We start from the raw sequence: 22,206 nt of genomic DNA on the forward strand, positions 1-22,206 counted from the left end.
CTTCGAACTGCCGTCTGTCGTGCGGCCTCCGGCCGGACGACCGCAGTCCGAAGACAGGCCCTAGGCGTTCGGCCGTGCCTTCGCCGCGGCCGCCGCGGCCATCTCCTCCAGCCGGGCCAGCATCGGCATCGGGTCGGTGCCCACCGTCCCGGGCAGGAAGTCCGCGATCCGTTCCGGGGTCCACGCCCCCTCGACGTAACCGGCCCGCAGCTCCCTCGGCTGGGCCCACACCGCGATCTTCGGCCCCGCGACCGTGTAGACCTGGCCGGTGATCTTCTCCTGGCGGGCCCGTTCGCTGAGCAGGTAGACGACGAGCGCCGCCACGTCCTCCGGCTCGCCGATCTCCTTGAGCTCCATGGGCACATTGGCGGACATCCGGGTACGGGCGACCGGGGCGACGGCGTTGGCCGTGACGCCGTACTTGTGCAGACCGAGCGCCGCGCTGCGGACCAGCGAGATGATCCCGCCCTTGGCGGCGCTGTAGTTGGCCTGGGCGACGCTGCCCTGGTGGTTGCCGCTGGTGAAGCCGATCAGGGTGCCGCCGCCCTCCTGCTTGCGCATCACCGCCGACGCGGCCCGGAAGACGGTGAAGGTGCCCTTGAGATGGGTGGCGACCACCGGGTCCCACTCCTCCTCGGACATGTTGAACAGCATCCGCTCGCGCAGGATCCCGGCGACGCAGACGACGCCGTCGATCCGGCCGAACCGGGCGAGCGCCGTGTCCACGATCCGCTGACCGCCCGCCATCGTGGAGATGTCGTCGGCGACCGCCACCGCCTCGCCGCCCGCCGCCACGATCTCCTTGACGACCGACTCGGCCACCTCGCTGCTCGGCTCGCCGCCCTCGATGGAGACGCCGTAGTCGTTGACGACGACCCGCGCCCCCTCGGCCGCGGCCGCGAGCGCCACCGCCCGCCCGATGCCGCGCCCGGCACCCGTCACGGCCACCACCCTGCCTGCCAAGAAGTTCCCCATGCCCGGCCCCTTCCCGCGGTTTCTGACGGACCGTTAGATTTTATGGGCCATCAGGTCCACGAGCACAAGCCCCAGGAGGCGCCATGTCACTGCCGGCCGAGTTCCACGACATCGCGAAGCGGGTCAGCAACTGGGGCCGCTGGGGCGCCGACGACGAGATCGGGACCCTCAACCTGATCACCGACGCCGTGGTGCGCGAGGCCGCCGCCACCGTCCGCAGCGGCCTGCGGATACCGCTCGCGCTCCCCCTCCGGCAGGACGGCGTCCAGAGCGGACTGATCGCCGGGCGGATCAATCCGCTGCACACCATGGTCCAGATCAACCAGGAGCTCTTCGGCCCCGGCACCGTTGCCACCAGCGACGACACGGCGGTCCTCAGCCTCCAGACGGCCACCCACTGGGACGCCCTCACCCATGCCTCGCACTCGGGGCGGATCTACAACGGCCGCCCGGCCGCGACGATCACCGCCCACGGCGGCGCGGAGTTCAGCGGGATCGAGAAGGCGCCGCACATCGTCTCGCGCGGAGTGCTGCTCGACGTGGCACGCGCCCTGGACACGGACAGGCTGCCCGGCGGCCACGCGGTCACCCCCGAGGACCTGGAGGCGGCCGAGGAGCTGGCGGGCGTGCGGGTCGGCTCCGGCGACATCGTGCTCGTACGGACCGGGCAGGTGCAGGTCTATCTGGCGGGCGACAAGCACGCCTACGGCTACCCCTCGCCCGGCCTGTCGGTCCGGACGCCCGAGTGGTTCCGCGCGCGCGATGTCGCGGCGGTCGCCAACGACACCCTGACCTTCGAGATCTTCCCGCCGGAGATCGAGGACCTCTGGCTGGGGGTGCACGCGCTGCACCTGGTCGAGATGGGCATGCTCCAGGGCCAGAACTGGAACCTGGAGGGCCTGTCCACAGCCTGTGCGCAGGAGCGGCGGTACGCCTTCCTGCTCTCCGCGATGCCGGAGCCGTTCGTCGGCGCGACCGGCACCCCGGTCGCCCCGGTCGCGATCCTCTGAGCCCCGTCCGATGCCGGGGAGGGGCAGGACGACAGGGGCCGGAGCCCGGTCCGGGGGCGGCCGGAACGGACTGCTTTAACCTTTATGCAAGTTTCGGCAGGGGGCTAGGCGAGCTTCGGCACGGGGCGCGCGACCGTGCGCGCGTCGCGGTCCGCGTCCGCCGCGCCCTGCACCACGGAGTGCAGCGGCAGCTGGATCAGCGGAGCGCCGCGGTCGACCTCGCACCAGATGCGCTTGCCCGCACCCTCCGGCTGCCAGCCCCAGCGGTCGGCCAGGCCGTCGACCAGCTCCAGGCCCCGGCCGTTGGTGTCCTCACCGGCGGCGTGGCGCTGCTGCGGCGGACGGCAGCTGGCGTCGGCCACCTCGACCCGGACGGTCCCGGACCCGCCTGCCGTGCCCGTCAGGCCGAAGAGCATGCGCAGCACGGCCGGGCACCCGGTGTGCACCACCGCGTTGGTGACGAGCTCCGAGATCAGCAGGATGAGCGTCTCGGCCAGTGGCTCGTCGTCCCTTATCCCGGACCCGACCAGTCTCGACCGGGCCCATCTACGGGCCCGCCCGACCTCCGCGGGATCCGGCCCGACCTCCAGCTGAACCTGAAGCACCTGCACCGCTCACACCATCCGAACCGGCGGACACATCGCCTCGCGCCTCCTCGGGGTCACGGAACGTGATTCCCCTGCGAGACAGCATGGTTGACGTACAGTCACCGCAACAAGCGCTTCGGGCATATTCCAGCGCGAAGGAGTACCCGTGGTGCATACTGTGCGACGCACGTTGCGGGGAGTCGAACAGAGGCGCGCAAAGGCCGCGGGAGCTGCCTCCCGGGCACGCCCGGCGCTTCTGCCTGGAACGCGAGCAGGGCACCTCGTCCGGGCCGGAGTCGCCGCACGGGCAACGCCCGGATCGCCCGGTTCCAGTTCCTGTCGCATCCAACGGAGCGTACCCGAGCCGGGCGCCGACTCCACCCCGTGACGGAAGACGTGAAGAACGCGGGCCGGGGCCCGCGCCCTTCGACTGCACTGCGTAACTCCGCAGCGTGAGGCCGCTGTACCGGTCCGTGATCTGCGCGCGGGGTGCGTCCGGGCGCCCGAAGCCTGCACGGAACCCGTCCGGCTTCAGCACAGGTTCCCCGCAAGCACCTCCTCGGCCGCCGCCGCGGTGAGCCACTGCCCGGACCGCAGCCAGGCCCGCTTGAGGTGCAGGTGAACATCTGATTCCCAGGTGAATCCCATGCCTCCGTGTACCTGGAGGCAGTCCCGTGCGTTGCGGACCGCCGCGTCGTCGGCGAGCAGCTTGGCGCCGGCGATCTCGGCCGGGTCCCCGGTCACGGCCGCCGCGTACACCGCGCAGCGGGCCACCTCGGCGCGGACCAGCATCCCGGCGCACAGGTGCTTGACCGCCTGGAAGGACCCGATCGGCGCGCCGAACTGTTCGCGCGCACCGGCGTACCCGACGGCCATCTCGGTCGTCCGGGCGGCGCTGCCGAGCTGTTCGGCGGCGGCGAGCAGGGCGCCCTCCGCGCGTATCCGCCCGCCCCGGGGCAGCGGCTCACCGGCCTCCACCGGGCCCTCGACCCGCCACAGGGGCGTGAACGGGTCGACCGACCGTACGGCGTCGGCGGCCTCCCGCACCGGGGCGGCGTCCCGTACCGTCGCGGTCTCCCCCGGCGCCCCCGTACCGTCGCCGGGCGCGAGGACGAGCAGCGCGTCCGCCTCGCCCAGGTGGGCCACCGGCCGCCCCTCCTCGTGCACGGCCACCACCGCCTCGCCCCGGGCCGCGCCCTTCACCGGGCCGGCCGCGAGATGGGTGGCGATCAGCGGCCCCGGCAGCAGCGAGCGCCCCGCCTCCTCGAAGAGCAGGACCGCCTCGGGCAGCCCCAGGCCGACGCCTCCCTCCTCCTCCGGCAGCCGCAGCGCGAAGAACCCGGCCTCGCCGAGCTCCCGCCACAGGGCCCGGTCGACCCCGTCACCGGCGTCCAGCGCGGCCCGCATCCGGTCCCTGCCGAAGCGCCCGGCGAGGAGTTCCCGCACCCCCGCCCGCAGGGCCCGCTGATCGTCCGAGAGCTGGAAGTCCATGAGTGCGTCAGCGCCCCTTCGGCAGGCCGAGTATGCGTTCGGCGACGATGTTCCGCTGGATCTGCGAGGTGCCCGCGGCGATGGTGTACGACAGCGAGGAGAGCCGGTCCAGGACCCACTCCCGGTCCAGGTCGGCGGCGTCCGCGCCGAGCACCTCGGCCGCCGTCTCGTACAGCTCCTGGCGGGCGTGCGAGTAGCGCAGCTTGAAGACCGAGCCGCCGGTTCCGGGCACGCCCCGGCCGCCGGCCCGCTGCGCCTCGCCGACGTTCCACTGGGTGAGCCGCCACAGCGCCTGGAACTCGGCGTTCAGCCTGCCGAGGCCGCGCCGCAGGACCGGGTCGTCCCAGCGTCCGTTGCGCCGGGCCTCGGCCGCCAGGGCCGCCAGGGTGCGGCGGCAGGCGACGACCTCGCCGACGAACGCCGTGCCGCGCTCGAAGGAGAGGGTGACCATGGTGACCCGCCAGCCGTCGTTCTCCGCGCCGACCCGGTGCGTGAGGGGCACCCGTACCTCGTCCAGGAACATCTCGGCGAACTCGGTGGACCCGGCGAGGGTGCGCAGCGGGCGGACGGTGACCCCCGGGGCGTCCATCTGCATCGCGAGCCAGCTGATCCCCCGGTGCCGGGGCGCCGCCGGGTCGGTGCGCACCAGGAGTTCGCACCAGTCGGCGACCTCGGCGTGCGAGGTCCAGATCTTGCTGCCGCTGACCACGTAGTGGTCGCCGTCGCGCACCGCCCTGGTCCGCAGCGCGGCGAGGTCCGACCCGGCGTCGGGCTCGCTGAACCCCTGGCACCAGATCTCGTCGCCCCGCAGCACCGGCGGCAGCCAGCGGGCCCGCTGCTCCGCGGTGCCCTCGGCGGCGATCGTCGGGCCCGCGTGCAGCAGCCCGACGAAGTTCGCGCCGACGTACGGGGCCCCGGCCCGCTCCGTCTCCTCCAGGAAGATCAGGTGCTGGGTCGGGGTGGCGCCCCGGCCGCCCGCGTCGACGGGCCAGTGCAGGCCCGCGTAGCCCGCGTCGTACAGCATCCGCTGCCAGGCCGTGTCGTACGCGCGGCGCCCCGGCCAGTCGTCGGGGGCGGGCTTCGCGGGCAGTGCGGGGAGCGCGGTGGCCAGCCAGGCGCGCAGCCGCGCCCGGAACTCCTCTTCCTCCTCCGTGTACGCGAGGTCCATCGCGCGCGCCTACTTCGCCCGGTCCCGGTCCAGGTCGAGGCCGAGCATCCTGATCGCGTTCCCGCGCATCAGTTTGTGGACGGTCTCGTCGTCCAGCCCCTTGACGTGGTCGAGGGCGACCTCCTTGGTGTGCGGGAAGGTCGAGTCGACGTGCGGGTAGTCGGTCTCGAAGGTGGCGTTGTCGCGTCCGACGACGTCGAGCGAGGCGATGCCGTGCTTGTCGCGGAAGAAGCAGCAGAAGATCTGCCGGTAGTAGTACGTGGACGGCGGCTCGGGGATCAGATCGCGCACCCCGCCCCAGGCCCGGTGCTCCTCCCAGACGTCGTCGGCCCGCTCCAGGGCGTACGGGATCCAGCCCATCTGGCCCTCGCTGTAGGCGAGCTTCAGCCGGGGGAACTTCACCAGGACCCCGCTGAACAGGAAGTCCATCATCGAGGCCATGGCGTTGTTGAAGGAGAGGCTGGCCTGGACGGCGGGCGGGGCGTCCGGTGACGCGGCGGGCATCTGCGAGCTGGACCCGATGTGCATGTTGACGACCGTGCCGGTCTCCTCGCAGACGGCGAAGAACGGGTCCCAGTAGCCGGTGTGGATGGAGGGGAGGCCGAGGTGGGTGGGGATCTCGGAGAAGGTGACCGCCCGCACGCCCCGGGCCGCGTTGCGCCGGATCTCGGCGACGGCCAGGTCAATGTCCCAGAGCGGGATGATGCAGAGCGGGATGAGGCGGCCGCCGCTGTCGCCGCACCACTCCTCCACCATCCAGTCGTTGTAGGCGCGGACGCAGGCGAGCGCGACCTCCTTGTCGTGCGCCTCGGCGAAGGTCTGGCCGCAGAAGCGCGGGAAGGTGGGGAAGCAGAGGCTCGCCTCGACGTGGTTGAGGTCCATGTCCTTGAGCCGCTCGGCCGGGTCCCAGCAGCCGGGCCGCATCTCCGCCCGGGTGATCCCCTCCAGCGTCATGTCGTCCCGGTCGAAGCCGACGGCCGCGATGTTGCGCTTGTACGGGAACTTCAGGTCCTCGTAGATCCACCAGTCGGTGGGCGGGCCGTCCGGGTCCATCGTGATGACGTACTTGCCGCCGGTGTAGGCCAGCTCCCCGATGCCCGCGGTCAGCGGCTGCGGCCCGCGCTCGCGGTACCGGGCGGGCAGCCAGGTCGAGAAGAGGTGCGGCGGCTCGATCACATGGTCGTCGACGCTGACGATCCGAGGCAGTTCCGTCATGGTGTCCCCTTCGGCGCACACATTTCTGATGACCCGTCAGATCGACGGCTTTCCCAGGCTAGCCCCGCACCCCTGGACCGACAAGGCGCGGCGCTCTACGCTCTCCGCACTATCTGACTATCCGTCAGCTGTGAGGGGTTCGCCGTGACCGAGAACGCGCACGCCCTGGGTGCATCGGGCACCTTCTGGGAACTCGTCGAACGCCGGGCCGGCCTGAGCCCGGATGGCCCGTTCCTGATCCAGGACGACCGCACCCTGACCTTCGGCGGGCTGCGCGACCGCGGCGAGCGGGTCGCGGCCGGGCTCTGGGAGATGGGCGTGCGCCCCGGCACCGTCGTCGCCTGGCAGCTGCCGACCCGGATCGAGACGGTGCTGCTGTCGTTCGCGCTGACCAGGATCGGAGCCGTGCAGTCACCGGTCATCCCGTTCTACCGGGACCGCGAGGTGGGGTTCGCGCTGCGCGGGTCGCAGGCGGAGTTCTTCGCCGTACCGGGCACCTGGCGCGGCTTCGACCACACGGCGATGGCCGCACGGCTGACGGCGGACCGGCCGGTGACGGTGTTCGAGGCGTACGCGTCACTGCCGGACGGCGACCCGTCGGTGCTCCCGCCGCCGCCCGCCGACGGTACGGCGGTGCGCTGGATCTACTGGACCTCGGGCACCACCTCCGACCCGAAGGGGGTGCTGCACACCGACCGCAGCCTGATCGCGGGCGGCTCCTGCCTGGCCCACGCGCTGCGGCTGACGGCGGACGACATCGGTTCGGTGGCCTTCCCGTTCGCCCATGTCGGCGGGCCGGACTACGCGGTGATGCTGCTGCTGTACGGGTTCCCCGCGGCGCTGTTCGAGCACTTCGCGCTGCCCGGCGCGCTGGCGGAGTACCGGCGCCACGGGGTGACGGTCGCGGGCGGCTCCACGGCCTTCTACTCGATGTTCCTGGCCGAACAGCGCAAGGCGCCGGACCAGCGGCCGGTCCCCACCCTGCGGCTGCTGGCGGGCGGCGGCGCGCCGAAACCGCCGGAGCTGTACCACGCGGTGGTGCGCGAGATGGGCGTCCAGCTCACCCACGGGTACGGGATGACCGAGGTCCCCATGATCACGATGGGCGACCCGGAGGACACGGCGGAGCACCTCGCCACGACGGAGGGGCGGCCGCCCGCGGGGATGGAGATCCGGATCACCGACGAGGACGGCAAGCCACTGCCGCGCGGCACGGACGGCGAGGTGCGGCTGCGCGGGGAGGCCGTCTGCGCGGGCTATCTGGACCCGGTGGCGTCGGCGGCGGTGTTCGACGCCGAGGGGTTCCTGATCACCGGGGACGTCGGCCACGTCCGGGAGAGCGGCCATCTGGTGCTCACCGGACGGCTGAAGGACATCATCATCCGCAAGGGCGAGAACATCTCCGCCAAGGAGATAGAGGACCTGCTGCACCGGCATCCGGACGTCGGGGACGCGGCGGTGGTCGGGCTCCCGGACCGCGAACGGGGCGAGCTGGTCTGCGCGGTCGTGGAGCAGCCCGCGGGCGCGGGACCGCTGACGCTGGCGCGGGTCACGGCGCATCTGCGCGCCGAGGGACTCTCCGTGCACAAGCTGCCGGAGCGGCTGGAGGTGGTGGACGCCCTGCCGCGCAACGAGACCCTGCGCAAGGTGCTGAAGTACCGGCTGCGGGAGTGGTTCGCCTGAGGGGCGGGGTGCGGTGCGGGTCAGGGGCGGGGTGCGGTGCGGGTCTCCCGCCCCGCACCCCCGTGGTCCCGGCGCTACGCGTCCGGGGCGATCACCGTGAAGTACGCGGCGAACGCGGACACCGCCTCGTCCTCCGTGATCGCGCCGTCCTCGTCCGCGTCCAGGCTCCGCGCCGCGAGCTCCGCCGTCCCGGCGTCCGCCCCCAGCACCTTGAGCGCCCGCACCACGGCCGGTACGGGGGCCGCGCCCAGGTCGTCCTGGTCCGCCACGGCGATCGCCGCGCGCAGGAAGGGGCGGGCGATCTCCGCGAAGCGCTCCGGGTTGTCGCGCAGCCGTTTCACGGCCCCGCCCACGAACTCCTCGCGGGTGACGCGCTGGTCCCCGTCGACATCGGCGATGCCCGCCATGCCCTGCCAGAGCGCCTCGGCCCCGGTGTAGAGCGCCTGACCCTTGTCGCAGCGCGCCTTCGTACCGAATTCGGCGAGCAGTCGGGCGGCGGCGGCACTGAAATCCGCGCGATCGATGCATCCGTTGCCGTCCTGGTCGAAGGCGGCGAAGCGGAAGGCGATCTTGCGCTCATACTCTGCGCTGTCCATGCGGGGAGCGTACGACGCCGAAGGGCGCCGCGTGTCGCTTACGCACTTACGCGCACCGCCCGTGCGACAACCCGGCCACCGGCGCCCCGCCCCCGCGGCCGCGACGGGGCCCCGCGCGCCTGCGGCAAGGCGCGCGGCGCCCCGGGGACGGGCTCTCACGCGGAGAGCGGCCGGGACCGTTCGTCGACGGCCGCGTCCCAGTCGGGGTAGACGTCGAAGAGGCGGCGCACGCCGAGGGCGGCCAGCACCCGGTTGACGTGGGAGCCGTCCTCCGCGCCCCGGGCCGGCAGGATCAGCCGCAGCCGGCCCCCGCAGGAACGCATCAGACGACGGGCGGCGATCAGTACGCCGACGCCGCTGGAGTCGCAGAACAGGACCCCGGAGAGGTCGAGCACCACGTCGTGGCGGCCGACCGCCACCGCCTCGTGGACGGACTGGCGCACGGCGGGCGAGGTCGCCAGATCCAGTTCGCCGTGTATGTGCAGCACGGTCCATCTGCCCCGCAGGGTCTCGGCCACGGTGAGCGGATTGCGGGGGCTTTCCTGGGCGGGCCGGGGAAGACGGGCGGCCGCGGCCCGAGGGCCGTTTCCAGGAGGACAGGGTTTCCTCACGCGACTGGGCCTCTCGTTCCGGGGATGGCAACGATCCGGAAGTTTCCGTTCCTTCTCGCGGCTGCCCCCGTCGCACCCCCGTGAAACACCGAGTGCCCTGTCAGGACACAGTCGGATTCGGGCAGAAATGATCGCTCCGGGCCCGGCTCCGCCCTCGCCCGCGGGTGCATTCCCTATCATCCCGGGCCTCTTCATGGGCGTACTTGCCCCAAAGGGCAGTGCGTTTCCGGCGCCGCCGACTACATTCTGTGTGACGAGGGGAACAGGTCTGGGGGCCGCATGGCGAAAAACGCACCACCCCGCTGGGACCGCAGGATGCAGCAGCGGCTGGCACGCGGTGAGGCGGCCGCTCTCGGCGAGCTCTACGACCGGTTCGCCTCGCTCGTGCACAGCCAGGCCCACCGGATGCTGGACGACGAGACCGCCGCCGACCTGGTGACCCGCGAGGTCTTCGGCTACGTGTGGGAGAACCCGGACGCCTACGACCCCAGGCAGGGCTCGATGCGCTCCTGGGTCGCCCGGCTCACGCACCGCCAGTCCGTGCGGCGGCTGCGCGAGGAGTACGACGCCACGGACGACGACGGCAGCGCCCTGGAGGAACGGGTGCACCGGGCCACGGCCTCGGCGCGGGCCGACTACATCGTCGCGTCCATGCCCGCCCCGCTGCGGGCCGCGCTGGAGCTCGCGTACGTCCAGCGCCGGGACTACCGGCAGACCGCGGCCGACCTCGGGGTCACCGAGGACGAGGCCCGCCGCCGGCTCCGGCTCGGGCTGCAACTGCTCTCCACCGCCCGCACCCGCCCGCTGGAAGGGACCTCGCCGCCCGGATACGGACCGACGCCGTGACCGGCGGGGACGCCGACGGGCGCGAGGACGGCGGACGCGACGACGAGGTGCGAAACGCCCGGCGCATACCCGGCCCCCGGTCCGCCGCGGACGATCTCGACCTCGCCGCTGTACCGCCGCCCGTCCCCTCGGAACCGCCCGGGGAACCGCGGCCGACCGCACCGGAACCGGAAGCCGCCGTGGACCCATCGGACCCATCGGACCCATCGGACCCGCCGGTGCTGCCGCACCAGGTCCTCAAGGCGCTCCTCGGCGCATGGGCCCTGGCGGCCTGCTCGGCGGAGGAGGCCGCGGCCGTCGAGGCGCATCTGACCGGGTGCGCCGCCTGCGCGGACGAGGCGCTGCGGCTGCGCGACGCGGTCGGGCTGCTGCACACCGACCGCAGCCTGGACCTCGATCCGACGCTGCGCACCCGGGTGATCGACGCCTGTCTGAGCCGCCGCCCGGCCGACATCCCGGTGCCGGACTGGGCCGCCCCGTACGACGCGGAGACCGCGCGGCTCGATGCGCTGCTCCGGGACATCGGCGGCCCGGAGTGGCACGCACCGGTGCGGCTGAAGTGGTTCGAGGGCGAGCAGGAGGTCCGCCGCAAGACCACGGTCGCGGGCGTCATCGGCCACCTCATGACCGTCGACGGACTGCTCGGCACCGCTCTCGACATCGAAGTGCCGCTCGGCGACGGCGTCCTCGGCCGGGGCACCGACTGGCCGCTCTCCCCCGCCGCCCGCACCGAGACCTACTGGTCCGCCACCCGGCTCCCGCCCACCCGCGCGGTCCACGAGCCGTGGCGGGCGCAGAGCCACACCCTGATCCGTACGGTCTCCTTCGCGGGCCGCGGGGTCTCCGAGCTCTCCGTCTCGTACGGGGACTTCGCCCTTCCGCTGCACGACGCCCTGCTGGACCGGGCCTTCGAATGCTGGCTGCACGGCGGCGACATCGCGGACGCGGTGGACTATCCGTACGAGCCGCCGTCCCCCGCCCATCTCCACCGGATGATCGACCTGGCGGTCCGGCTGCTGCCCGCCGTCCTGGCCGAGCGCCGCAGGACGGGTCTGGCCGGGCCCGCCCGCCATCTGGTGACGGCCGGGTCCCCGGGCCGTTCGCTGCATCTGGAGGTGGAGGGCTCGGGCGGCGGCGACTGGTACATCCCGCTGGACTCCCCGGCCGCGCTCGGCTCCTCCGCGCACGCCGTGGCCCAGGTCGCGCTGGACGGCGTGGAGTTCTGCCGACTGGTGGCCGGGCACGTGCCGCCGGTGGAGGCGGCGGCCGGTCAGGAGGGCGACCGCGAGGCGATCCGCGACGTGCTCTTCGCCGCGGCCTCGCTGAGCAGACTCTAGAACCGGACCGGGTCCGGGGCCGGGCCGCCCGTGGAAACGCTAGGCGAAGATCACCGTGCGGTGGCCGTTGAGCAGGATGCGGCGCTCCGCGTGCCACTTCACGGCCCGCGCCAGCGCCTGGCACTCCACATCACGTCCGACGGCGACGAGCTGGTCCGGCGTGACGCCGTGGCCCACCCGCGCGACCTCCTGCTCGATGATCGGCCCCTCGTCGAGGTCCGCGGTCACATAGTGCGCCGTCGCACCGATCAGCTTCACTCCCCGGGCGTGCGCCTGGTGGTACGGCTTCGCGCCCTTGAAGCTCGGCAGGAAGGAGTGGTGGATGTTGATGATCCGGCCGCTCAGCTGCTTGCAGAGGTCGTCCGAGAGGACCTGCATGTAGCGGGCGAGGACCACCAGCTCGACGTTCTCCTCGCGGACCAGCTCCAGCAGCCGCGCCTCCGCGGCGGCCTTGGTCTCCTTGGTCACCGGGATGTGCCGGAACGGGACGTCGTACGAGGCGACGAGCTCGGCGAAGTCCGTGTGGTTGGAGACGACCGCGGCGATCTCGACCGGCAGCGCCCCGATCCGGGAGCGGAAGAGCAGGTCGTTGAGGCAGTGCCCGAACTTGCTGACCATCAGCACGACCCGCATCCGGTCCGAGGAGCGGTGGATCTGCCAGTCCATCCGGAAGGAGTCGCCGACCGCGGCGAAACTGGCCCGCAGCTTCTCCTGGGTCACCGGGGCGCCCGCCGAGAAGTGCACCCGCATGAAGAACAGGCCCGTGTCGTGGTCGCCGAACTGCTGGCTGTCCTCGATGTTGCAGCCGGTCATGAAGAGATAGCTCGACACGGCGTGCACGATGCCCTGTCTGTCGGGGCACGAGAGGGTGAGGACGTACTGCTCGGCGGCGGTTTCGGCGGGCTGCGGCGCGGTCATCCCCGTAGCGTGCCACACCGGCCCGGAATCAGGCCGATCCGGTCATGATGCGGAGCACGTCGAGGGAGCGCGGCGGCGTGTCGGGGTCCTCCCCGTCGTTCCCGGCGAGCAGCACATGGGCCTCGCGGGCGGCGCGTACGGCCTCCGGCCAGCCGTGGTGCTCCAGATACGCCGAGACGGGGGCGTCCGCGCCGACCTGGTGCATGATGCGCAGCACCCGGAGCACGGCGCCGTCGACGAGAGCGGCCTCGCCCGCGTCGCGGAAGATCGTCCCGATGTACTTCTCGGCGGACCAGTTGTCCAGCCAGGTGTCCTCGACCAGGCGGTACACGGCGTCGGTGACGTCGCCGTACCCCTCCTGTCCGGCCAGCCAGCACTCGTGGTGGAAGACGGGGTCGGAGAGCATGTGCAGCGCCGAACGCACATTGCTGCGCCAGCGCCACCAAGGCATGTCATTCAGCGGCATGCCGCCCATGGTGGAGGAGCGACGGCCGCGACGGGAAGAGTTCTCCGAACCTTGCTGCACGGTCATCGATCGTACGTTCCCTTTTCGGCCCCCCGCACCGGCCCCCGCAATTCACCCGGATGTCACCGAGCGTTGAGCCGGGCACACTGTGGCGTTACCCCACGGGCGGAAACGTTCATGCCCATGACCGGACGGCGACGCCCCACCTCCCCCCGCCCCTACGGGCTCCTCGCGTGTACGGCGGCGGCCGGGGCGTTGCTGGTCACCGGTTGCGGCGCACTCCCTGGGGCCACGGGGGGCTCCAGGGAGCCCGTCACCGTCATGACGTGGGCCCCCAGCGGTGTCACCGGGCCGGACGCGGTCAATATGGCGGGAATGACCGCCATGGCGCGCGCCTATGCCCGCTGGGCCAACGGCGACGGCGGGCTGGACGGTCACAAGCTGCGCGTCATCACCTGCGAGGAGGAGGACACCTCGATCGGCGCGGCCAACTGCGCCCGCCGGGCCGTCAAGGAGAAGGCGGTCGCGGTCGTCGGCTCGTACAGCCGGCACGGGGCGGCGTTCATGCCGCCGCTGGAGGGCGCCGGAATCCCCTACATCGGCGGCTACGGCGCCTCCGACGAGGAGTTCAGCAGCTACAACTCCTACCCGGTCAACGGCGGGCAGCCCGCCCTGCTCGCGGGCAACGCCCGGCAGCTGGCCCGCGGCTGCGCGCGGGTTTCCGTGGTCCGGCCCGACACCCTGGGCGGCGACGGCCAGGCCTGGCTGCTGAGGACCGGGCTCACCGAGGCGGGCCGGCCCGCGCCCGCCGACGTCCGGGCGTCGGAGGCGGCCACGTCGTACGACGACGCCGCCGGGGCGGCGCTCCAGGCCGCGGGGGCCTCCGACGGCTGTGTGACCGCGGTGCTCGGGAAGCGCACCGAGACCTTCTTCGACTCGTTCCGGCGGCTGGAGCCGTCGCACGGGGGCGGTGGCGTACGGATCTCCTCCGTGCTCGGCAGCGTCGACCAGCCGCTGATCGACAGCACCGGGGGCCGGAACAGCCCGTTCGAGGGGGCCTACATCACCGGCTGGTACCCGGACGCGGGCGACGCCCGCTGGGACGGGATGCGCAACGCGATCCGCGAGCACGCCTTCGGCGACAACCGGATCGACCCGGACGACACGGGCGCGCAGACCACCTGGGTCGCGTACACCGTGCTGAAGGAGATCGTGAAGGCGATCGACTCCCCGGAGATCACCGCCTGGAAGCTCACCAACGCCCTCAACGGAGGCACCCCGGCCGACACCGGCGGCCTCACCCCGGTGCTGCGCTGGGGCTTCAAGGACGTGCTGGGCTCGTCCGCGTATCCGCGGATCGTCAACACCAAGGTGACGTTCCAGGTGGTCCGCGACGGACGGCTCGTCGCGGACCGCAAGGGGTTCATGGACGTCTCGAAGACGCTCTCGGACGCCAGCGCGAAGGGCTGACCGCCGGGTCCGCCCGCTCCACCGGGCGGGACGGGACGGCTCGCCGCCCCGCCCGGCCGTCACAGCTCCGTCGCCGCCCGGCGGGTCAGCCCGTACTTCGACGCGATCGAGTTCCACAGCCCCGACGCCTGCCGCTTCGCCTTGCTCGCCTCGCCGCTCTGCACGGTGGCCGCCTGCGTCTCGGAGGTCGTACGCGCCTTTCCGTGCTTGCACACCTTCTTGCCGTCCTTGGCCTGTCCGGCCCAGGCGGCGTAGTGGTCGTCGGCGGCGGCCGAGGCCTTCCAGGCCCGGGTGAGGGAGGCGGTCAGCTGCGCGTGGTCCGGCAGCTTGTCGACGGAGAGCCCTTCGAGCCGGGTCACCAGATCGCGGCGCTGCTGGGCGGCGCCCTTCAGATCGGACACCGCCTGGTCCAGGTCCGTGCAGTTCTTGGTCTTCTCGACCGCCCCGATGACCGCGGAGCGGCTGTTGTTGCTGTCCGCCAGCAGCTTGTCGAGCGCCTCGGCCTGCGGCTTCGCCGGATCGGCCGGGGGCTGCTCCTTGGTTTCCCCGGCGGGTGAACTCGCCGCGGCGACCGGCTCCTTGTCGTCCTTGTCCGAGTCGCCGCCGCTCATCAGCGCGCCCGCGCCGAGCCCGACGACGGCGCAGCCCGCCACGACCGCCGCGATCAGCGTGACGTGCGCCCGCTTCTTGCGCGGCGCCGGACCCTGCGGCTCCTCGCCCACCGGCTGGTACGGGGGTTGCGGGTGCGGGTGCGGGGCCTGCTGCGACGGCGGGGGCTGGGGGGCGCCCTGGTAACGGGGACCGGGGTCGAACTGGGGCATCTGCTGGGTGGCGCCCGACGGTTCGTCGCTGCGGAACAGGTTGTCGAACTCGGCGGGCGGCTGCCGTTCGCCCGGGGCCCCGGGCCTGATGCCGTACGGGGCGCCGCCGGGGACCGGCGGGATGTACTGGGTCGCCTCGGCGTCGCCGCCCTGGCCCGGCTGCTGCGGATACGCCTGCTGCTGCGGCGGGGCTCCGTGGCCGAGGAAGCGGGTGGACTCCGCGGGGTTCTCCGGCGGCGGCCCGCCCGGCCCGGCTCCGCCGGGCACCGGCGCGATGTACTGCGTGGCGTCCGCGTCCCCGCCGCCCGCCCCGGCCTCGGGCGGCAGCGGCTGCGCGAACGACTGCGGCTGCTGCGGCTGCTGGGGGTACGGGGACTGCTGGGGATGCTGCGGCTGCTGCTGCTGGGGGTGCACGGGCGGCAGCGGCTGGGCCTGCGGCATCTGCGCGTGCTGCGGTACCGGCGGCTGCCCGTACCCCTGCCCCTGCTGCGGCGGGCCGTACTGCCCCTGCCCGTACGCCCCCTGCCCCTGGGCGTGCGCCGGGGGCAGGGGCTGCGACGGGGACTGCTGCGGGGCGTCCTGGTGCGCCGCCTGCGGCCCCCAGGGCTGGCCCCACGGCCGGCCGCCCGCCGGGGCGGCCTGATCCGCCGGGCCCCCTGGTATCCAGGGCTCGCCGCCACCCGCGGGCAGCACGACACCTTCGTGCGCGGGCCGTACAGCAGGGAGCTGCTGCTCGTCACCCTGTCCGCTCTGCGTCACCGGGACTCCTACGTGTAAACCTACGGAATCGTCGGCTCACGCTATCGGGTGGTTGCCGCCGTCCGCCAAGCGTGTGTGGTGACTCACCAGCCCTTCACAGGCGCTGTAACGCTCAGCGCTCCCGGGACGCAGTTAACGGGGGCCCGGACGCGTTGTCGTCCGGGCCCGCCCGGCCCCGGTCAGGCCGCCTGGAGCTCCAGCCGTGCGCCGAACTCGCGCACCGCCGACTCGTCCCCGTACGGGATCAGCCGCTGCTGGAGATCGTCCAGATACTCCGCTCCCCGGCTGGAGCGGACCGAACCGAGCAGCTCCATCGCCCGGGTGCCCGTGTGGCAGGCCTGCTCCACCTCGCGCATCTGGACCTGGGCCGTGGCCAGGAGCACCAGGCCGATGCCGCGGCGGCGGGTCCGGGACTCCGGGTGGCCCGCCAGGGACTCCTTCGCCCGGCGCGCGGCCGCCTCCGGCTGGCCGAGGTCGCGGTGGCAGTGCGCCAGTTCGTCCGCGAGATAGGCCTGGTCGAAGTGGGCGATCCAGTCGGGGTCGTCGCCCGTGTCCGCCTCGGCCTGCTCCATGGCCGTCAGCGCGCGGCCCGTCACCGCCTGGCAGGTGCGGGCGTCGCCCAGCAGGGCGTGGCCGCGGGCCTCCGCCGCGTAGAACATCGCCTCCGCCCTCGGGGTGACATGGCCCCGCGCGCCCTCCTGTGCGGCGCGGGCCAGCTGGGCGATCTCCCGGGGGTTGCCGAGCTGGGCGGCGAGATGGCTCATGGAGGCGGCCAGCACATAACCGCCGTACGCCCGGTCGCCCGCCGCCTGGGCCAGGCGCAGCGCCTGGATGTAGTAGCGCTGGGCGAGCCCCGGCTGGCCGGTGTCGACCGCCATGTAGCCGCCGAGTTCGGTGAGCCGCGCGACCGCCGCGAACAGCTGCCGTCCGACCGATTCGCGGTACGCCCCGGAGAGCAGCCCGGAGACCACGCTGTTGAGGTAGTGCACCAGGACCGGCCGCACATGTCCGCTGCCGAACCGGTGGTCGAGGTCGACCAACGCGGTCGTCATGGCCCGCACCGCCTCCACGTCCGGCATCCCGACCCGGGCGCCGGCGGCCCGCGCCACCTGCGGATCGGCGCCGGTGATCAGCCAGTCGCGGCTGGGTTCGACGAGCGCGGAGGACGCGACCGCCGAACCGGACAGGAAGTCGCGGCGTCCGACGTCGCTCCGCCACAACTCGCTGACCTGCTCGATGGCGCCGATCACGGTCGGGGCGAACTGCAACCCGACGCCGGACGCCAGGTTCTTGCCGTTGGCCATGCCGATCTCGTCGATCGTGACCGTACGGCCGAGCTTGCGGCCGAGCGCCTCGGCGATGATTCCCGGTGCCCTGCCGCGTGGTTGCTGTCCACGCAGCCAACGGGCCACGGACGTCTTGTCGTAGCGCAGGTCGAGCCCGCGCTCCGCGCCGACCATGTTGACGCGGCGGGCGAGGCCGGCGTTGGAGCATCCGGCTTCCTGGATGAGCGCCTGGAGCCGTTCGTTCGGCTGGCGGGCGACGAGAGGCCTGGCTGCCATGTTTCCCCCTGAGGCCGCAGTGATCATTGAGCCGATCACTGCCCGGCGAATACGCGGAAAATGCACAGATTCATGGTGTTCGTCACGTGCGTCGTGTTCCTTGTCATTCATGTCGGCATATGACAGAGGCCGACCGTTCCGGACCCGTACGTCGGCCGCCGGGCGGTTGCCCGTATGTGGCTACCCGTCTCACGGGGCACCGCCTCACGCGCGCCCCCGCCCATGCATCCATGCGCCCTGTATGCCGGATCGATGCGCCGTGGCGCACCCGTCACCCCCGTAACCCCGAGCATTGGCCGTAGTTGTGCTCTGCGTGGAAGACATCGGAGTCGAAGAGCCCGTCGTCGTCATGGAAGCCGCCAAGGTCCCCCGGCAGCGGGGTGAGCAACTGCCCGACGCGGCGGTGCGGTACGCGGAGGAGCGGCACTGGGACGTGTGTCCTGGCACCTGGCTGGAGGCGGTGGAGGGGGCCGAGCGGTGCTCCTGCGGCGACGCCCGCTGCGCCGTTCCCGGCGCCCACCCGGCCGGCCCCGACTGGGCGGGCCAGGCCACCGGCAGCGGGGCCGCGGCCCGCCGGATGTGGTCCCGGCACCCGAGGGCGTCGATCCTGCTGCCCACCGGCCGCGCCTTCGACGCGATCGACGTACCGGAGTCCGCGGGCTTCCTGGCGCTGGCCCGGATGGAGCGGATGGGCCTGCCGCTCGGCCCCGTCGTGCACAGCCCCGACCGGCGGATGTTCTTCTTCGTGCTGCCGGGCGCGGCCGCCAAGTCGGACGGGCTGGTGGGGAAGTTGGGCTGGCGGGCCGCCGCGGTCGACCTGGTCGGCCGGGGCGACGGGCACTACGTGACCGCTCCGCCGACCCGGATCGGCGGGCGCGGGGCGGTCCAGTGGGCCCGCCGCCCCACCACCGCCAACCGCTGGCTGCCGGACGCGGAGGAGCTCATCAGCCCGCTCGCCTACGCCTGCGCCAGGGAAGCGGCCGACGCACGGACCCGCCGCCCGCCGGGCACCCTTTCGTAGGGTGGTCCCGAAAACGGGGCCACCGAAAGGCAGTGCATCATGCAGGACGGGACAGAGACCGGCAGAGAGCCGCAGGCGGGTGGGGCGGCGGGCGGACCGGCCACGCCGCCGCCCGCCGTTCGCGTACAGGGGCTGTGGAAGCGGTTCGGGGAACAGACCGCGGTGGCCGGGATCGATCTGGAGCTGCCCGCGGGCAAGTTCATCGGTCTCGTCGGGCCCAACGGCGCGGGCAAGACCACCACGCTGTCGATGGTCACCGGGCTGCTCCGGCCCGACCACGGCACCGTCGAGGTGGCCGGGCACGACGTGTGGCGCGACCCCGTCGAGGTGAAGAGCAGGATCGGCGTCCTCCCGGAGGGGCTGCGGCTCTTCGAGCGCCTCTCGGGGCGCGAACTCCTCGCGTACACCGGCAGGCTGCGGGGGCTGCCGGGTGCCGAGGTCGACAAGCGGGCCACCCAGCTCCTCGACGTGCTCGACCTGGCGGGCGCCCAGCACAAGCTGGTCGTCGACTACTCGACCGGCATGCGCAAGAAGATCGGGCTCGCGGCCGCGCTGCTGCACAACCCCGAAGTGCTCTTCCTCGACGAGCCGTTCGAGGGCGTCGACCCGGTCTCGGCACAGACCATCCGCGAAGTCCTTGAGCGCTACACCCGCTCGGGGGCGACCGTCGTCTTCTCCAGCCATGTGATGGAGCTGGTCGAGTCCCTCTGCGAGTGGGTGGCCGTCATGGCGGCCGGGACGATCCGGGCCCAGGGCACCCTGGAGGAGGTGCGCGGCGGGGCGACCTCGTTGCAGAACGCCTTCCTCGAACTCGTCGGCGCGGGCTCCCGCACCACCGGCGAATCCCTGGACTGGCTGGGCGGCAAGCGATGAGCGTGCTCGACGCCCCGGTGGGCACCGCGCCCGGACCGGCCGGCACCGGCGAGGGACTCGTCGGCGTCTTCGTACGGCTGAAGCTGGCCCTGCTGCGCAACGGGCTGCGGCAGTCGGCCGGCCGACGGGCCGCGTACATCGCCTCCGTCGTCTTCACCCTGCTGATCGCGGCGGGCCTGCTGATCGGGCTGATCGCGCTGCACGGCTACGCCCACGCCGCGACCCTCGTGGTGCTGCTGGCGGCCGTGACGGCGGTCGGCTGGGCGGTGATGCCGCTGTTCTTCGCGGCCGGCGACGAGACGCTGGACCCGAGCCGGCTGGTGATGCTGCCGCTGCGTCCGCGCCCGCTGATCGGGGCGCTGCTGGCGTCCTCGCTGGTCGGGATCGGTCCGCTGTTCACGCTCTGCCTGGCCGCCGGATCCGTCTTCGCGGTGGCGAGCGGGGCGGTCGGCGCGGTGTTCGCCGTGGTGGCCGCGCCGCTCGCGCTGCTGCTGTGCGTGGCGCTGGCGCGGACCGTGGCCACGGCCAACACCCGGCTGCTGACCTCCCGCAAGGGCCGCGATCTCGCGGTGCTCAGCGGGCTGGTGATCGCGGTCGGCTTCCAGTTCGTCAACTTCGGTGCGCAGCGGCTCGGCCGGGCGGGCGGGCTCACCGCGCTCGATCCGGCGGCGGACGTGGTGCGCTGGCTGCCGCCCGCCTCTGCGGTCGGGGCGGTGGACTCGGCCTCGCGGGGCGCGTACGGGCAGGCCCTCGCGCAGCTGCTGCTGTCCGTCGCGGCGCTGGGAGCGCTGCTGTGGCTGTGGCAGCGGAGCCTGGCGAAGCTGATGACGGCCCCGGACGGATCGACCCTGGCCGCGGCCGGGCCGGGCCGCGAGAAGACCGGCAAGGACGGCCCGCGGCTCACCGCGCTGCTGCCCCGGGGGCGCACGGGCACGGTGATGGAGCGCAGCCTCCGGTACATCGCGCGCGACCCGAAGACCAAGGCCGCCTGGACCACGGCGCTGGCGATCGGGCTGATCGTGCCGGTCGTCAACGCGCTCCAGGGCAGCGGCTCGATCTACTTCGCCTGCTTCGCCGCCTGGATGCTCGGCATCCAGATGTACAACCAGTTCGGGCAGGACACCTCCGCGTTCTGGATGGTGGCGCTGACGATCTCCTCCACCCGGGACGCGTATCTGGAACTGCGGGCGCGCGCCCTGGCGTTGCTGCTGATCACGCTGCCCTACACGATCCTGGTGACGGTGGTGACCGCGGCGCTGCTCGGCGACTGGGGCGACCTGCCGGAGGTCATGGGGCTGTCGTTCGCGCTGCTGGGCGGGATGCTGGCGACGGGTGCGGTGGCGTCGGCCAACTTCCCGTACTCGATCCCGCAGGACGGGGCGTTCAAGAACGTGGCACCGGGACAGGCCGGGCTCGCCTGGATCTCGATCTTCGGCGGCATGGTCTCGGCGGGGCTGCTCTGCGCGCCGGTGGTCGCGATGACGATCTGGCTGCATGTCGCCGGTCTGGAGCAGTGGCTCTGGCTGCTGCTGCCGGTGGGGGCCGGGTACGGGGCGCTGATCATCTGGGCGGGGCTGCGGCTCGCCGCGCCCCGCACGGCGGACCGGCTCCCGGAGATCCTGGCGGCGGTCAGCAAGGGCTGACCACCACCACGGGACGGGCGAGCCCGCCTGGACGGGGACGTGCGGGCCGGTCTGCCGGCCCGCACGGGACGGGGCGGGGCGGGGCGGTTCTGCCCGCGAGGTCCTGTCGCGGGGCCCCGTCGCAAGATCCTTTCGCGAGGTCCCGTCGCGGGGTCCCGTAGCGAGGTCTGCTTACGGCGGGGTCCTGTCGCCCGTCCCGCGGCAGGGCCCCGCAGCGTCACATCGGGACGGGCTCGCGGTCGGCCCGGGGGCCCTCGGCGAACTGCTCCAGGAAGGGTTCGACCGCCGCGCGCCAGCCCTCGGGCCGGTCGTAGTGGACGAGATGGCCGGCGTCGGCGACCTCCGCGTACTGCCCGCGCGGCAGCACGCGGACCATCTCCTGGGCCTCCGCCCGGCCCAGCTCGCCGTCGAGACCGCGCAGCACCAGGGTCGGGCAACGGACCTGCGCCAGCTCCTCCCAGTGGGCGTCGAACACCCAGGTCGCGCGGGTCCGGAGCATCTGGCGGCGGGAGAAGACGGGGCGCCAGCCGTCGGCCCGCTCGGCCATCACCTCGGCGAAGAACTCGCCACGGGCCGGGTTGGGCCGCTCCACCCAGGGGTCGTCCTCGCCGAACCACTTCCGTACGTCGGAGAGCGTCGCGAACGGCACCGGCCAGGTCTTGAACCAGTCCTCCCACTCGCGCTGCGAGGCCGCGCCGAGCGCGGAGGCCCGCATGTCGCAGATGACCAGGGCCCGGACGAGGTCGGGGCGCTTCGCGGCGAGCTGCCAGGCCGTCAGCGCTCCCATCGCGTGCCCGACGAGGGTGACGGGGGCGAGGCCGAGCTGTTCGATCGCCGCCTCGGCGTCGGTGATGTACGCGTCACGGGTGTACGGGCCCTCGGCCGACTTGTCGCTGCGGCCGTGGCCGCGCTGGTCGAGGCCGACGGCCCGGTACCGCTCCGCGAGCCAGCGCGCGGTCGAGGCCCAGTGCGCGGCCCGGCCCATCAGGCCGTGGAGCAGTAAGACCCCGGGGGGCCGCTCGCCCTCCGCGCGCCCCTTGGGCGGGTCGGCGAACTCCCAGGCCGCGAGGCGTACGCCACCGGTCCCGGTCACATCGATGCGCCGCACCATATGTCCTGGCACCCCCTTCTGGTCCTCGATCACCGCTCGATCA

General features: G+C 73.1%; 20 protein-coding genes. 8 read left to right on the forward strand and 12 right to left on the reverse strand.

Features of this window, described 5'->3' with window-relative positions; all coding sequences use genetic code 11:
• Positions 1 to 60: 60 nt before the first annotated feature.
• Positions 61 to 975 carry an SDR family oxidoreductase gene (locus ACFVFH_RS24115; protein ID WP_383772178.1) on the reverse strand — a complete coding sequence of 305 codons (915 nt, stop codon included), beginning with the start codon at positions 973 to 975 and terminating at the stop codon, positions 61 to 63.
• An 83-nt stretch (positions 976 to 1,058) separates the two neighbouring features.
• Between ACFVFH_RS24115 and ACFVFH_RS24120 the strand changes: the two genes are divergently transcribed.
• The gene (locus ACFVFH_RS24120) at positions 1,059 to 1,985 is read left to right on the forward strand and encodes a cyclase family protein (protein ID WP_383772180.1); all 927 of its coding nucleotides are present in this window, start codon (positions 1,059 to 1,061) and stop codon (positions 1,983 to 1,985) included.
• A 104-nt stretch (positions 1,986 to 2,089) separates the two neighbouring features.
• Here ACFVFH_RS24120 and ACFVFH_RS24125 read toward each other — a convergent pair whose 3' ends face one another.
• From ACFVFH_RS24125 to ACFVFH_RS24140, 4 genes are all read right to left on the reverse strand, one after another.
• Positions 2,090 to 2,596: an ATP-binding protein gene (locus ACFVFH_RS24125; protein ID WP_383772182.1), complete on the reverse strand. Its 507-nt coding sequence runs from the start codon at positions 2,594 to 2,596 to the stop codon at positions 2,090 to 2,092.
• Positions 2,597 to 3,103: 507 nt separating this feature from the next.
• Positions 3,104 to 4,063, reverse strand: a complete 960-nt coding sequence (locus ACFVFH_RS24130; protein ID WP_383772184.1) for an acyl-CoA dehydrogenase family protein — start codon at positions 4,061 to 4,063, stop codon at positions 3,104 to 3,106.
• 7 nt (positions 4,064 to 4,070) lie between these two features.
• Complete coding sequence (locus tag ACFVFH_RS24135; RefSeq protein WP_383772186.1) at positions 4,071 to 5,231, reverse strand: acyl-CoA dehydrogenase family protein; 1,161 nt, start codon at positions 5,229 to 5,231, stop codon at positions 4,071 to 4,073.
• A gap of 9 nt (positions 5,232 to 5,240) precedes the next feature.
• On the reverse strand, positions 5,241 to 6,446 hold the full coding sequence (locus tag ACFVFH_RS24140) for an amidohydrolase family protein (RefSeq protein WP_383772188.1): 1,206 nt from the start codon (positions 6,444 to 6,446) through the stop codon (positions 5,241 to 5,243).
• 144 nt (positions 6,447 to 6,590) lie between these two features.
• Between ACFVFH_RS24140 and ACFVFH_RS24145 the strand changes: the two genes are divergently transcribed.
• The gene (locus ACFVFH_RS24145) at positions 6,591 to 8,129 is read left to right on the forward strand and encodes a class I adenylate-forming enzyme family protein (RefSeq protein ID WP_383772190.1); all 1,539 of its coding nucleotides are present in this window, start codon (positions 6,591 to 6,593) and stop codon (positions 8,127 to 8,129) included.
• 74 nt (positions 8,130 to 8,203) lie between these two features.
• Here the strand turns inward: ACFVFH_RS24145 and ACFVFH_RS24150 are convergent, their stop codons facing one another.
• Positions 8,204 to 8,725: an EF-hand domain-containing protein gene (locus ACFVFH_RS24150; RefSeq protein WP_383772192.1), complete on the reverse strand. Its 522-nt coding sequence runs from the start codon at positions 8,723 to 8,725 to the stop codon at positions 8,204 to 8,206.
• Between the two features lie 155 nt (positions 8,726 to 8,880).
• Entirely contained in the window at positions 8,881 to 9,243 is a 363-nt protein-coding gene (locus tag ACFVFH_RS24155) for an STAS domain-containing protein (RefSeq protein WP_383772194.1), read from the reverse strand.
• A 372-nt stretch (positions 9,244 to 9,615) separates the two neighbouring features.
• Between ACFVFH_RS24155 and ACFVFH_RS24160 the strand changes: the two genes are divergently transcribed.
• Together ACFVFH_RS24160 and ACFVFH_RS24165 are read left to right on the forward strand one after the other, a co-directional pair.
• Positions 9,616 to 10,182, forward strand: a complete 567-nt coding sequence (locus tag ACFVFH_RS24160) for an RNA polymerase sigma factor (protein ID WP_383772196.1) — start codon at positions 9,616 to 9,618, stop codon at positions 10,180 to 10,182.
• On the forward strand, positions 10,179 to 11,519 hold the full coding sequence (locus tag ACFVFH_RS24165; RefSeq protein WP_383772198.1) for a zf-HC2 domain-containing protein: 1,341 nt from the start codon (positions 10,179 to 10,181) through the stop codon (positions 11,517 to 11,519). Before ACFVFH_RS24160 ends, ACFVFH_RS24165 begins: the two co-directional genes overlap by 4 nt.
• Positions 11,520 to 11,558: 39 nt before the next feature.
• Here the strand turns inward: ACFVFH_RS24165 and purU are convergent, their stop codons facing one another.
• Positions 11,559 to 12,437 carry a formyltetrahydrofolate deformylase gene (purU, locus tag ACFVFH_RS24170; RefSeq protein ID WP_383772200.1) on the reverse strand — a complete coding sequence of 293 codons (879 nt, stop codon included), beginning with the start codon at positions 12,435 to 12,437 and terminating at the stop codon, positions 11,559 to 11,561.
• A 28-nt stretch (positions 12,438 to 12,465) separates the two neighbouring features.
• Entirely contained in the window at positions 12,466 to 12,969 is a 504-nt protein-coding gene (locus tag ACFVFH_RS24175) for a hypothetical protein (RefSeq protein ID WP_383772202.1), read from the reverse strand.
• A 117-nt stretch (positions 12,970 to 13,086) separates the two neighbouring features.
• On the opposite strand from ACFVFH_RS24175, the gene ACFVFH_RS24180 reads away from it, so the two are divergent.
• Positions 13,087 to 14,373 (forward strand): ABC transporter substrate-binding protein, encoded by a 1,287-nt coding sequence (locus ACFVFH_RS24180; protein WP_383772204.1) that lies wholly within the window; start codon positions 13,087 to 13,089, stop codon positions 14,371 to 14,373.
• Between the two features lie 59 nt (positions 14,374 to 14,432).
• Here ACFVFH_RS24180 and ACFVFH_RS24185 read toward each other — a convergent pair whose 3' ends face one another.
• On the reverse strand, positions 14,433 to 15,953 hold the full coding sequence (locus tag ACFVFH_RS24185) for a hypothetical protein (RefSeq protein ID WP_383772206.1): 1,521 nt from the start codon (positions 15,951 to 15,953) through the stop codon (positions 14,433 to 14,435).
• 179 nt (positions 15,954 to 16,132) lie between these two features.
• A complete protein-coding gene (locus tag ACFVFH_RS24190) occupies positions 16,133 to 17,515 on the reverse strand; it encodes a transcriptional regulator (RefSeq protein ID WP_383772208.1) in 1,383 nt (460 codons plus the stop codon).
• A 349-nt stretch (positions 17,516 to 17,864) separates the two neighbouring features.
• Here ACFVFH_RS24190 and ACFVFH_RS24195 point away from each other — a divergent pair, with 349 nt between their 5' ends.
• Genes ACFVFH_RS24195 through ACFVFH_RS24205 form a run of 3 tightly spaced genes read left to right on the forward strand, consistent with a single transcriptional unit; the run spans position 17,865 to position 21,052 of the window.
• The gene (locus tag ACFVFH_RS24195; protein ID WP_383772700.1) at positions 17,865 to 18,536 is read left to right on the forward strand and encodes a bifunctional DNA primase/polymerase; all 672 of its coding nucleotides are present in this window, start codon (positions 17,865 to 17,867) and stop codon (positions 18,534 to 18,536) included.
• Between the two features lie 39 nt (positions 18,537 to 18,575).
• Positions 18,576 to 19,409, forward strand: coding sequence for an ABC transporter ATP-binding protein (locus ACFVFH_RS24200; protein WP_383772210.1), 834 nt, complete (start codon positions 18,576 to 18,578; stop codon positions 19,407 to 19,409).
• Positions 19,406 to 21,052, forward strand: coding sequence for a transporter (locus tag ACFVFH_RS24205; protein ID WP_383772212.1), 1,647 nt, complete (start codon positions 19,406 to 19,408; stop codon positions 21,050 to 21,052). Before ACFVFH_RS24200 ends, ACFVFH_RS24205 begins: the two co-directional genes overlap by 4 nt.
• Positions 21,053 to 21,269: 217 nt before the next feature.
• Here ACFVFH_RS24205 and ACFVFH_RS24210 read toward each other — a convergent pair whose 3' ends face one another.
• A complete protein-coding gene (locus tag ACFVFH_RS24210; RefSeq protein WP_383772214.1) occupies positions 21,270 to 22,163 on the reverse strand; it encodes an alpha/beta fold hydrolase in 894 nt (297 codons plus the stop codon).
• Between the last annotated feature and the right edge of the window lie 43 nt (positions 22,164 to 22,206).

It is taken from the genome of Streptomyces sp. NPDC057697, from assembly GCF_042799335.1.
In the GTDB taxonomy this organism is placed as follows: Bacteria; Actinomycetota; Actinomycetes; order Streptomycetales; family Streptomycetaceae; genus Streptomyces.

Bases quoted from the DNA above. Each gene is read 5' to 3' on its own strand.
- ACFVFH_RS24195 (WP_383772700.1), top strand. From the start codon at position 17,865: ATGGAAGCCGCCAAGGTCCCCCGGCAGCGGGGTGAGCAACTGCCCGAC.
- ACFVFH_RS24120 (WP_383772180.1), top strand. From the start codon at position 1,059: ATGTCACTGCCGGCCGAGTTCCACGACATCGCGAAGCGGGTCAGCAAC.
- ACFVFH_RS24115 (WP_383772178.1), bottom strand. From the start codon at position 975: ATGGGGAACTTCTTGGCAGGCAGGGTGGTGGCCGTGACGGGTGCCGGG.
- ACFVFH_RS24135 (WP_383772186.1), bottom strand. From the start codon at position 5,231: ATGGACCTCGCGTACACGGAGGAGGAAGAGGAGTTCCGGGCGCGGCTG.
- ACFVFH_RS24200 (WP_383772210.1), top strand. From the start codon at position 18,576: ATGCAGGACGGGACAGAGACCGGCAGAGAGCCGCAGGCGGGTGGGGCG.
- ACFVFH_RS24190 (WP_383772208.1), bottom strand. From the start codon at position 17,515: ATGGCAGCCAGGCCTCTCGTCGCCCGCCAGCCGAACGAACGGCTCCAG.
- ACFVFH_RS24210 (WP_383772214.1), bottom strand. From the start codon at position 22,163: ATGGTGCGGCGCATCGATGTGACCGGGACCGGTGGCGTACGCCTCGCG.
- ACFVFH_RS24205 (WP_383772212.1), top strand. From the start codon at position 19,406: ATGAGCGTGCTCGACGCCCCGGTGGGCACCGCGCCCGGACCGGCCGGC.
- ACFVFH_RS24130 (WP_383772184.1), bottom strand. From the start codon at position 4,063: ATGGACTTCCAGCTCTCGGACGATCAGCGGGCCCTGCGGGCGGGGGTG.
- ACFVFH_RS24160 (WP_383772196.1), top strand. From the start codon at position 9,616: ATGGCGAAAAACGCACCACCCCGCTGGGACCGCAGGATGCAGCAGCGG.
- ACFVFH_RS24180 (WP_383772204.1), top strand. From the start codon at position 13,087: ATGACCGGACGGCGACGCCCCACCTCCCCCCGCCCCTACGGGCTCCTC.
- ACFVFH_RS24150 (WP_383772192.1), bottom strand. From the start codon at position 8,725: ATGGACAGCGCAGAGTATGAGCGCAAGATCGCCTTCCGCTTCGCCGCC.
- ACFVFH_RS24175 (WP_383772202.1), bottom strand. From the start codon at position 12,969: ATGACCGTGCAGCAAGGTTCGGAGAACTCTTCCCGTCGCGGCCGTCGC.
- ACFVFH_RS24140 (WP_383772188.1), bottom strand. From the start codon at position 6,446: ATGACGGAACTGCCTCGGATCGTCAGCGTCGACGACCATGTGATCGAG.
- purU (WP_383772200.1), bottom strand. From the start codon at position 12,437: ATGACCGCGCCGCAGCCCGCCGAAACCGCCGCCGAGCAGTACGTCCTC.